10 protein-coding genes are annotated in these 11,582 nt (G+C 34.3%); 5 read left to right on the forward strand and 5 right to left on the reverse strand.

Annotated features, from left to right (window positions below):
• Positions 1-4: 4 nt before the first annotated feature.
• Entirely contained in the window at positions 5-1,117 is a 1,113-nt protein-coding gene (locus tag HMPREF0669_RS06710; RefSeq protein ID WP_009227766.1) for a phosphatidylinositol-4-phosphate 5-kinase, read from the reverse strand.
• 168 nt (positions 1,118-1,285) lie between these two features.
• Here HMPREF0669_RS06710 and kdsB point away from each other — a divergent pair, with 168 nt between their 5' ends.
• Positions 1,286-2,047, forward strand: coding sequence for a 3-deoxy-manno-octulosonate cytidylyltransferase (gene kdsB / locus HMPREF0669_RS06715; protein ID WP_009227767.1), 762 nt, complete (start codon positions 1,286-1,288; stop codon positions 2,045-2,047).
• Here the strand turns inward: kdsB and tilS are convergent.
• Positions 2,013-3,365: a tRNA lysidine(34) synthetase TilS gene (gene tilS, locus HMPREF0669_RS06720; protein WP_020967265.1), complete on the reverse strand. Its 1,353-nt coding sequence runs from the start codon at positions 3,363-3,365 to the stop codon at positions 2,013-2,015. The genes kdsB and tilS overlap by 35 nt on opposite strands.
• A 9-nt stretch (positions 3,366-3,374) precedes the next feature.
• A complete protein-coding gene (locus tag HMPREF0669_RS06725; protein WP_009227769.1) occupies positions 3,375-4,568 on the reverse strand; it encodes a class I SAM-dependent rRNA methyltransferase in 1,194 nt (397 codons plus the stop codon).
• Positions 4,569-5,057: 489 nt separating this feature from the next.
• Between HMPREF0669_RS06725 and HMPREF0669_RS06730 the strand changes: the two genes are divergently transcribed.
• From HMPREF0669_RS06730 to HMPREF0669_RS06740, 3 genes are all read left to right on the forward strand, one after another.
• Positions 5,058-5,804 carry a TIGR02757 family protein gene (locus HMPREF0669_RS06730; protein WP_009227770.1) on the forward strand — a complete coding sequence of 249 codons (747 nt, stop codon included), beginning with the start codon at positions 5,058-5,060 and terminating at the stop codon, positions 5,802-5,804.
• A gap of 159 nt (positions 5,805-5,963) precedes the next feature.
• Positions 5,964-6,575, forward strand: coding sequence for a ribosome biogenesis GTP-binding protein YihA/YsxC (gene yihA / locus HMPREF0669_RS06735; protein WP_009227771.1), 612 nt, complete (start codon positions 5,964-5,966; stop codon positions 6,573-6,575).
• Entirely contained in the window at positions 6,565-8,352 is a 1,788-nt protein-coding gene (locus tag HMPREF0669_RS06740; RefSeq protein WP_009227772.1) for an ABC-F family ATP-binding cassette domain-containing protein, read from the forward strand. The genes yihA and HMPREF0669_RS06740 overlap by 11 nt, the downstream gene beginning before the upstream one ends.
• Positions 8,353-8,663: 311 nt before the next feature.
• Here the strand turns inward: HMPREF0669_RS06740 and HMPREF0669_RS06745 are convergent, their stop codons facing one another.
• Together HMPREF0669_RS06745 and lepA are read right to left on the reverse strand one after the other, a co-directional pair.
• Positions 8,664-9,251 carry a Crp/Fnr family transcriptional regulator gene (locus HMPREF0669_RS06745; RefSeq protein WP_009227773.1) on the reverse strand — a complete coding sequence of 196 codons (588 nt, stop codon included), beginning with the start codon at positions 9,249-9,251 and terminating at the stop codon, positions 8,664-8,666.
• A 52-nt stretch (positions 9,252-9,303) separates the two neighbouring features.
• Positions 9,304-11,085 (reverse strand): translation elongation factor 4, encoded by a 1,782-nt coding sequence (gene lepA / locus HMPREF0669_RS06750; RefSeq protein WP_009227774.1) that lies wholly within the window; start codon positions 11,083-11,085, stop codon positions 9,304-9,306.
• A gap of 84 nt (positions 11,086-11,169) precedes the next feature.
• Here lepA and HMPREF0669_RS06755 point away from each other — a divergent pair, with 84 nt between their 5' ends.
• Positions 11,170-11,565 carry a hypothetical protein gene (locus HMPREF0669_RS06755; RefSeq protein WP_009227775.1) on the forward strand — a complete coding sequence of 132 codons (396 nt, stop codon included), beginning with the start codon at positions 11,170-11,172 and terminating at the stop codon, positions 11,563-11,565.
• Positions 11,566-11,582 lie beyond the last annotated feature (17 nt).

Raw genomic sequence — 11,582 nt, forward strand, 5'->3', positions numbered from 1 at the left:
GTAGTTAGTTCTCGTATCGTCTTCCAGAATCATACCGACCCTGTTTTATAATATTTCCATTTCTATCTTTTTCTACAAATACTCCGTCTCTCATATCTTGCGAATAAGAGCCTTCAAAACGAACACCCTCTTTCGTTTCTTCTATCGCTTTGCCATGACGTTGACCATTTCTAAAGGTTCCTTTAAATCTAGTTCCATTGACATAGTGTATTACTACCTCACCATTTAGTTTACCATTTTGGAATATTCCTTCATAAATATCGCCATTTTTTTTGGTTAGTTTACCTTTACCATTTTGTTTATCAGCTTTCCAAAAACCTATATAAATGTCGCCATTATTCCAAGCTAAGGTTCCAAATCCATCTTTATCGCCTTCTTTAAATGCTCCTGTATATTTATCACCATTGGCGTATTTAAAAATACCTTCACCCGTTCTTTCTCCTTCTAGGTAAGCTCCTTCGTAAATATCTCCATTCTGAAACTTGTAAATTCCCTTACCATTCTGAATATCATTGAGCCATTCTCCAGTATAGACATCACCATCTGTATATTTATTTGTGCCTTTTCCTGAACGTTGATTACCTACCCACATTCCATCATAGGTGGTTCCATCTCCCCAATTAAAGAAGCCCTTACCATTTTTTTGATCATTATCCCACAGGCCATCATAATAAGCTCCATTCGAAAAAATATACTTTCCTTTTCCTTGTCTCTTGTCTTGATACCAGTTTCCCTCGTATCTATCGCCATTATAGTAATACATTGTACCTATACCTTGCTGACAATCACGAAACCACAAACCCACATATTTATTATTATTCATAAAATAATAGGTTCCTTTTCCATGCTGTTGATCTTGAAACCACTGTCCATCATACTTCTCACCGTCAGCAAAAGTATAAACACCATGACCCTCTCTTTTACCTTTTACGTATTCTCCTTCGTAAATGTCACCATTCTTAAAGGTTGTAACTCCTTTTCCATGAGGCTTATTTGCTACAATTTCTCCTTTATAAAGTCCACCATCTTTCGTGGTACAAGAGCCTAAAACGATTCTTTGTGCACAACAAATTAGAGGTACACTTATCAATAATATGGTTAAGATTCCTTTTCTCACTACAATTAATTTATTAGAATTAATATCATTACTAATAGTTTAATACTCAAAAATAGCCTTTTTTATTGAGACCTCAAAAATAATTAGTAAAAATTAGTATCTTTGCATTCGTCCCAACACAAGATGTGTTTGAAATACGAATTGAATATTCACTAAAAGTTATATCGAATGAAATTCATTTGCATTATACCTGCTCGTTATGGCTCTTCACGCTTTCCAGGAAAGCCACTTGCTGTAATTAAAGGTAAAACTGTCATACAAAGAGTGTACGAAAAGGCATCATCTGTTTTAGAAGATGTATATGTTGCTACTGATGATGAACGTATCTTTAAAGAGGTTGAGAACTTTGGAGGAAACGTTATTATGACTCGTTCCGACCACGAAAGCGGAACAGATAGAATTGAAGAAGCTGTATCTAAAATTAGTGTTCCATGCGATGTGGTTATTAATATTCAAGGAGATGAGCCATTTATCGACCCTTCTCAAATTCAAACTTTATGCAATTCATTTAATGACGAACAAACACAAATAGCCACATTAGGTAAACCTTTCACCACAACAAAAGACGTGTTAAATCCCAACTCGCCTAAAATTGTGATGGATAACAATAACTATGCGCTCTATTTTTCACGCAATATGATTCCTTTTATTAAAGGAGTTGACATTAATAAACTTGGTGAAGATACTAATATTACTGACACTTTCCCATATTTAAAACACATCGGGATTTACGCATATAGACGTTCGGTACTTAGCGAAATCACTCGTTTGGAACCATCATCGCTAGAAAAAACTGAAGGATTAGAACAACTTAGATGGCTTCAAAACGGTTATAAAATAAAGGTAGGATTAACAAATATCGAAACAATTGGTATCGATACTCCTGAAGATCTCACTAAAGCAACTTTATTTTTAGAACAGTCTTTGTAGACGATGTTATCTTATATCGATCGTCAATGCGACGACCTAAAAGCCAAATAATTTGCTGTTCATTATTTAATAACACATATTGACGTTGACGGTCGAAATAAGATACCTTCGAATCTGTTAGCATATCACTAATTAATTTGCCCCCTTTCATTCCTAAAGGAATCATTCTATCACCCTCCTTTATCAATCGAATAAATAATGGAAATGCAACTTTATCTGCATCTATCCAAATATATTTAGGATCTTTACTAAAGCCTTTATCACTTGAATAAGATTCTTTTTTTATCTCGATAGATAGTTTTGAATTCAAATGATATAAGCCTTCTTCAATCAATCGATATTCTTTAGAGTCACATGTAAATAGAGGTTCTACAATAATTTTATTATTATTGATGGTTAAAGCATGCGTTGTCGACTCCCACACCCTACCTATTGAGGTGGTTAATCCTTGCGATATTTGCTTTATTTGGGCTGCATTAAAACCATAATTCTTTAGGATATACCACAACAAATAGCTTGAAGATTGTTCCTTTTCTAATCTTTCTATATCAACAATCATTTGTTCTTCAGTTTTAAGTAGAACAACCCTATCGTACATTTGCTCTAAAGTTGCATTCAAAATAGCTGTTGCATCTTCTACATACTCACCTGTTTGGTTAAGATGTTCTACAACTGAAGGATTGATAGTTTGCAACAATGGCATTACGTCTAAACGTATTTTATTGCGTTGAACATCATTCACAAGATTAGAACTATCTGTTACAAACGATTGGTTTTGCTGTTCAAGATAATTGATTATCTCATTTCTTCGAACACATAAGAATGGTCTTACAATCCTATTATTCTTACTCTTAATCCCCGTAAGTCCTTCTATTCCAGTACCCCTAACAAGGTTTAATAAAAGGGTTTCTGCACTATCATCTTTATGATGTGCTACACAAACAGCACTAGCGTTGATATCTTTTAATAGAGCCTCAAAATAATTATATCGCAAATTACGTGCAGCCATTTCTATACTAATACCATGTAGACTTGCATTAGTTTGAGTATCGAAATGAGCAAGATGCAGTTTTATATCCAACTCACGACATAAATCTTTGCAAAAGTCTTCATCTCTATCAGATTCTTCGCCTCTTAAATGAAAGTTACAATGGGCTGCTTCTACATTATAACCTAATCTTTTCAAAACCAAAAGTAGTGCAACGCTATCTGCTCCACCCGATAACGCCACCAAGTAGAGTTGATTTTTGCTCATCAACTCTTTTTGTTCAATAAACTGTTCTATTTTTCTTAGAAACAAAGAACTGCTTTTTTGCATTGTATTAAATTAGTCTTCAACATACAACACCAATCCTTTTAAATACTCACCTTCAGGATGATAGATATTAATAGGATGATCGGCAGGTTGATGAAGTTGATGAAGTATACGTACTTTGCGTCCTGATTGAGCTGCAGCAGTAAAGACAGCATTACGGAATTGATCTTTAGTTACAATTTGAGAACAACTGAAAGTAAATAAAATACCACCGCTCTTAATACTTTCAAAACCCTTTGCATTTAGACGAGTGTAACCCTTTAGTGCATTTTTAAGTGCCGCTCTATGCTTAGCAAAAGCTGGTGGATCGAGGATAATAAGGTCGTATTTCTTATCATTTGCATCGAGATACTTAAATGCATCTTCGCAAAAAGCCTCGTGCTTTGTGGTGTCTTCGAAGTTGGCAGCAATATTTTCACGAGTGATGTCAATTGCTTTTGCACTACTATCTACCGAATGTACCAATTCAGCTTGCCCACGCATTGCATAAACAGAGAATCCTCCTGTGTAGCAAAACATATTCAATACACTTCTATTCTTTGAGTATTGCTCAAGCAAACTGCGGTTTTCTCTTTGGTCAATAAAGAACCCTGTCTTCTGTCCTTTCAACCAATCGACCTTGAAAGTCAAACCATTTTCAAGTGTTGTACAATCTGTTTCTCCTCCAATTAAAAAGCCATTCTCTTGGTTTAAATCGGCTTTAAAAGGCAAGGTGGTATCACTTTTATAATAAACATTTTTGATTCTACCATCTAACACCTCTACAAGTGCTTTAGCAATAGCATTTCTTTCACAATGCATACCCACGCTATGAGCTTGCATAACAGCTGTTTCTCCATAGCAATCTACAATTAATCCAGGTAGATTATCCCCTTCTCCATGCACCAAACGATAAGTATTATTATTGGGATTGTCTACAACATCGATTGCCAAACGCACTTCTAAAGCTGACTGTAAGCGTGATTTCCAAAACTCTTCATCAATAACAATGTCTTTAAAAGATAGTACTCGAACGGCAATTGAGCCTATTTGATAATGCCCTACGGCTATAAATGCTCCACTTGCAGTACACACTCTCACTACATCACCTTCGTTTAAGGATTCTGTTCCGCTGGCTATTGCACCAGAAAAAACCCATGGATGAAAACGTTTTAGGCTTTCGTCCTTTCCTTTTTTTAGATAAACTATTGGATACGACTTTGTCATTGAAAAGTATTTTATTTTGAATTTCTTTAGTAAATCAGTTTTACCTTATTTTCATTGCTTACTTTCTAACTCTTATTTCGAACTACAATTGAGCTAAAAGTATCGATATTCTAAGTGTTTATTATATCTTGCAAAGATAAAAAAAATCATCTAACTATGCAAAACATCTATCAACTCTTATCCCTTTTACAAATAAGTTTAGCCTAAAAGGCAATGATACTACCTCTTTCACTCTGTTTATTTTCTGCCATAAACATATCTCTATAAATACTAAAATAAATATTATTATTTATTTGATATATAAACACTTATAAATATTTCTATTTTATTTGAAATTTATCTAAATGTAATCATAATAGAAAAGCTATGCTTTTATTATACAATAGCATTGCTTTTGAGGTATAAAAGTTATGCTATTACACACTAATTGCATAGCTATTACAATAAAAGAAGAAATTCTTCGTTATCTACAATAATAATACATATACTATGACAAAAACAGAAAAGTATCATCTACTGCAGTCTTTAGCAGAGAAATATGAGACACATGATTTTCTAACAGACGACCCTTCGTACTTTATGCACCAAGTTATTGGTAAAGAAAATCAGGAGACAATGGCTTTTATTGCAGCCTGTTTAAGTTATGGTTCACGTAAACAATTCTTTCCAAAGATAAATTTTATACTCGAGAAGAGCAAAAAAGAGCCATACAATTGGATTAGAAATGGGGAATATAAAGAATACTTTCCTAATGACAAATCTTGCTTTTATCGCCTTTATTCTAACTCAATGATGTTGCAATTCTTCGTCGCTTTAGAAACTTTATTCAAAGAATTCTATTCTTTAGAGAACTTTATTAGAACTACATCTGTAGACACTTTAACCGCAATAGATAGTATATGCAATTATTTTTCTCAGCAAAATGTAGTTGGAATTATCCCTAAGAATTCTCGTTCTGCATGCAAACGACTCTGTATGTTCTTACGCTGGATGGTTCGAAATGAATCTCCTGTGGACCTAGGTGTATGGGAACACTTTATTGATAAACGTAATCTTATTATGCCATTAGATACTCATGTGATGCAGCAAGCACAGAAACTGGGATTTATTAGCACTAAAACTGCTAATATGAGGACGGCTATTGAGCTTACAAAACAGATGAGAAAGATATTTCCACACGACCCCTTGAAAGGGGATTTTGCATTGTTTGGACATGGGGTGAATAATAAATTATAAAACGATATTGCGCTAGAAACAAATCTGTTTGTTTGAATACGTATCATTAGTGCATATTTATTTGTATCTTTGCAAATAAATATTTGTGTCTAAAAATATAAGCAGAATATTATCTACTTCCCTTTTAAGATACAATGCTCATTCTTTAAAACAACAAACATGGAAATAAAGAAGTCTGAATTCGTGGTTTCTTCACCCACAGTGAGTAAATGCCCCACTGATAATAAATATGAATATGCTTTTATTGGCAGATCAAATGTAGGCAAATCAAGCCTCATCAATATGCTTTGCACACACAAAGGACTAGCCAAAACTTCGTCAAAACCAGGTAAAACTCTACTTATTAACCACTTTATTATTAATAATGAATGGTATTTAGTGGACCTTCCTGGCTATGGATATGCCAAACAATCAAAAGCAGTTCAAAAGAAATTGCAACAAATGATATCTCAATACATATTGCAAAGAGAGCAACTTATCAACCTGTTTGTATTAATTGATATCCGCCATCCACAACAAAAAATAGACCGAGAGTTTATCGACTGGCTCGGAGCAAGTCAAGTTCCATTTACTATTATCTTTACAAAAGCCGATAAACTTGGTCCCGTTGCTGCTCAAAAGAACGCAAGTGCTTGGATGAGAGCATTGCAAGATGCTTGGGAAGAACTTCCTCCTTATTTTATAACAAGCGCAGAAAAGAAGACAGGTAAAGAAGAAGTATTGAATTATATCTCCCAAATTAACGAATCACTCAACAGCAATGGCAAGTAATATTCCTTATCTTGATATTCAGAATTTATCGAAATCGTTTGGCACACAAACGCTATTTCACAACATTTCGTTTTCTATTTCTGAAGGACAAAGAGTGGGATTAATTGCCAAGAATGGTACTGGTAAGAGCACCCTATTATCTATTCTCACAGGAAAAGAAAGTCAAGACGAAGGCAATATCATCTTTAAAAGAGACTTAACTATGGGCTTTTTAGAACAAAGTCCACACTTTAACCCTGATGATACAGTACTAGAAGCATGCTTTAACCACAATGGTAACGAAGAAAAAATACTAAAAGCAAAGCAAATTCTAACTCAATTAAAGATAACAGACCTTGCTCAACCCATCAAAGAGCTAAGCGGTGGACAGCAAAAACGAGTGGCCTTAGCTAATGTATTGATTACCAATCCAGATTTATTGATATTAGATGAGCCTACAAACCATTTGGATCTTGATATGATTATATGGTTGGAGGGTTTCTTGTCACGTGGAAATAAAACCTTATTAATGGTTACTCACGATCGGTATTTCTTAGATAGAGTGTGCAATAGCATCATAGAGTTAGACAATTCTATGATTTTCACCTACAAAGGAAATTATGCTTACTTCTTAGATAAACGACAAGAACGTATCAATAACGCAAAGGCTGAAATACAACATGCCAATAACTTATATAGAAGAGAGTTGGAATGGATGCGCAGACAGCCTCAAGCTAGAGGACATAAAGCAAGATATCGTGAAGAAGCTTTCTACGAATTAGAGAAGATTGCCAAACAAAGAATAGAAGAAAGGCAGATTCGTTTAAAGTCGAAAAATGTCTATATTGGTTCTAAAATATTTGAATGTCAATATGTTTCAAAGGCTTGGAGTCCTGAAAAGATCATCTTAAAAGACTTCTATTACAACTTTTCTCGATTTGAAAAAATGGGAATTGTGGGCGATAATGGCACAGGAAAGTCTACATTTATAAAGATGTTACTAGGCGAAGTTGCCCCTGATAGCGGTCGATTTGATATCGGAGAAACTGTAAAGTTTGGCTATTTCTCTCAAGAAGGATTAAAGTTTAACGACCAACAAAAGGTGATTGACATTATAAAAGACATCGCTGAATATATTGATTTAGGTGGTGGTAAGCACATGACTGCATCACAATTCTTGCAACATTTCATGTTTACTCCCGAACAACAACACAACTATGTATATAAACTTAGCGGTGGAGAAAAACGCAAACTCTATCTCTGCACTGTTTTAATGCATAATCCTAATTTCTTAGTTCTCGACGAACCTACTAACGATTTGGATATTCAAACACTCCAAGTATTAGAAGAATACCTACAAGATTTCCCAGGTTGTGTTATAATTATTAGTCACGACCGTTATTTTATGGATAAAATCATAGACCACCTATTGGTATTTGAAGGTCAAGGACGCATTAAAGACTTCCCTGGGAACTACACGCAATATCGTGAATGGGCGAGCCTTCAGACTCAAGAAAAAGTTCCAACGGCTAATAATACGAAAGAAGATAATGATCCAAAGAAAAACTATCGTAACGAAACTAAACGTAAATTAAGCTATAAAGAGAAGCGAGAATTTGAGCAACTTGAAGAAGAAATAATCCAACTTGAAGAAGAACAAAAAACTTTGGAAAATGCTCTTTCGGGATCAGAACTATCTGTTGAAGAGATAACAGAAAAGAGTAAACGTTTAGCTTGCTTAAAAAGTGAGCTAGATGAAAAATCGTTTAGATGGCTAGAGTTAAGCGAATTAAACTAACACTCTCCCACTTTTCTAATTCAAAATCAATAAATGTTATTTAAACATTTATTGATTTTATGACCTTATTAAGATTATTCTCTTTTATAGAGAAGTTAGCATTTATAATATTAGACGTTGTATAGGCTTAATAAACATTTTAGAATAGTATAAAGAAAGTCAAATTTAAGGAAAATATGGTCGCATTTTGTATTCTTCCTTTACTACTATTTTCCGTTTTTAAGAGTAAGCATCTTACACTTATATATGTAGTTAACAGGTAAAACTTTATAGTCTTATTCCAGTACATATATACTAATTACAAATAAAGGCTAGTCAAAAAGCAAAGAAGCTCTTACTCTACTCAATGTTTCAGGAGTCATTTGTAAATAATTTGCTACATAAGTTAAAGGAGCCCTTAATATTACTTGTGGATAAAGCTTTTGCATTCTTTGATATCTATTCTTTGCAGTTTCAAAACGAACTAAATCTGCATGTATTTGAGAGATAATTAAACTTTCTTCTAATATCTTTCGATACATCATTTGAATATTTACATTATGTAATGCAATACGCTCTAAATCCGCTTTGGGAAGAGCATAAACAAAGCTAGATTCAAGAGCTTCCACCTGTAGAGTTGTTGGTTCTTCTTTAAACAAGCTCTCTATACACATAAAGATAGAATGATCAGATCCAAGATGCTCTGTAACTTCTTTACCATTTTTTATATAGTATTGTCGTATCATACCTTTATCCAAATAATAAATATTTCGGCAGATTTCTCCTTCCGATAATATTTTTCTTCCTTTTGCAAATCGCATAGGAATAATTATACGTTCTAAGGCATTTAACTCTTCATGAGTCATTGTACTATACCGTCTGGCTAATTCTCTTGCAATGTCACGTGGTGTTGTTGCCATTGCTTCTGTGTTTATGCTTCTAATCATAATATATGTAGGTTAGGTTATAACATCAATCTAATTTCAGAACTGCTAGAAAAGCCTTTTGTGGAACCTCTACATTTCCAATCTGTTTCATACGTTTCTTACCTTTTTTTTGCTTTTCAAGTAACTTACGTTTTCTACTAACATCACCTCCATAACACTTAGCTGTCACGTCTTTTCTCACACATTTAATGGTCTCTCTAGCCACAATCTTGGCACCAATCGCAGCTTGAATAGCAATATCAAACTGCTGTCGTGGAATAAGATCTTTTAGTTTTTCACACATTTTACGACCCAAAGTAACAGCGTTATCTTGATGTGTTAAGGTTGATAAAGCATCCACAGGCTCGCCATTCAATAAGATATCAAGCTTCGCAAGCTTTGATGTTCTAAAGGAATCAATATGATAATCGAACGAAGCATAGCCCTTACTAATAGACTTAAGCTTATCATAAAAGTCAATAACTATTTCACCTAAAGGTATCATAAAGTGCAATTCTACACGATTTCCACTAACATATTCTTGCTTAATCAGCTCACCTCTCTTCTCCAAACACAACTTCATTATACCACCAATATAATTGGTATCAGTAATAATTGTTGCCTTGATATATGGTTCTTCAATATGATCTATGGCTGTAAGTTCAGGTAACCCAGAAGGATTATGTACCTCTTTCTCTACTCCTGTCTTTTCATATACCATATAAGAAACATTCGGAACAGTTGTGATAACATCCATATTAAACTCTCGGTCTAATCGTTCTTGCACAATTTCCATATGCAATAGTCCTAAAAAGCCACATCTAAAGCCGAAACCTAAAGCTATAGAAGATTCAGGTGAGAATGTAAGTGAAGCGTCATTCAATTGAAGTTTTTCCAAAGAGGTACGCAAATTCTCATAATCACTTGGATCTATTGGGTATACTCCAGCAAAAACCATAGGCTTAACTTCCTGGAAACCAGAGATAGCAGTACTACAAGGACTAGCCACATGCGTAATGGTATCACCTACCTTTACTTCCTTTGCATCTTTAATACCACTGATAATATATCCTACTTCACCTGTTTTCACTTCTTGACGGGGAATCATATCCATCTTTAAAACGCCTATTTCATCAGCAACATATTCCATTCCTGTATTAAAGAACTTCACCTTATCACCTTTACGAATACTACCATTTTCTATCTTGAAATATGCAATAATACCTCTAAATGAATTAAAAACAGAGTCAAATATAAGTGCTTGCAGTGGAGCTTGTGGTTCTCCCTTTGGTGCTGGGATTCTATTTACCACAGCTTCAAGCAAATCTGGCACTCCTACTCCTGTTTTTCCAGAAGCTCTAAGAATATCTTTTCGGTCGCAACCAATTAGCTCTACAATCTCATCTTCGACCTCTTCGGGCATTGCACTGGGCATATCCACCTTGTTTATCACTGGAATGATTTCTAAATCGTGCTCTATGGCCATATAAAGATTCGAAATAGTTTGCGCTTGAACACCTTGAGTAGCATCTACAAGCAACAAAGCTCCTTCGCACGCAGCAATACTTCTCGAGACTTCATACGAAAAATCGACGTGGCCTGGTGTATCAATGAGGTTTAAAATATACTTCTGTCCACCAGTTTCATATTCCATTTGGATAGCATGACTTTTAATGGTTATACCACGTTCTTTCTCCAAATCCATGTCGTCTAACATTTGTCCACCTGTCACTTTAATAGTGTTTGTATACTCTAATAAGCGGTCTGCCAATGTAGACTTACCATGATCGATATGCGCAATAATGCAGAAGTTTCTTATATTATCCATTAACTATTTCTTATTCACAATTTAGGGCAAAGTTAATAAAATAATCACAAATTCTTATTATCTTTGCGATAAAATATAATAAACATGAGAAAGATTTTATATACACTTATCACTGTCGTTGTATTTTGCGTGTCATCGTGTCAAGAAAGCTTAGAAGATAGAGCCGAAAGAGAAGCTAGAGAGTATACAAAACAATTCTGTCCCACTCCTATTACAAATTATACCCGAACTGACAGTGTTGTATTCTATAAGTTAACAAAAAGCTATACTTACTATTGTTCATTCTCTGAGGATTTTGATAATGGGAAGATTGTAGACAAAAACAAAAAAGCTATTCATGAAGGAATATACAAGATGTTGAATGAAAACCCAGAACTTAAAGGCTATAAAGAGGCAGGTTTTAAGTTCGTTTATATCGTTCACTCTGCCAAAGAGCCTACAAGAATTTTATATCAAGATTCTTTTTCGTTCACTAAATAACATGACTCCGACGAATT

It is taken from the genome of Prevotella sp. oral taxon 299 str. F0039 (assembly GCF_000163055.2).
Taxonomy (GTDB): Bacteria; Bacteroidota; Bacteroidia; order Bacteroidales; family Bacteroidaceae; genus Prevotella.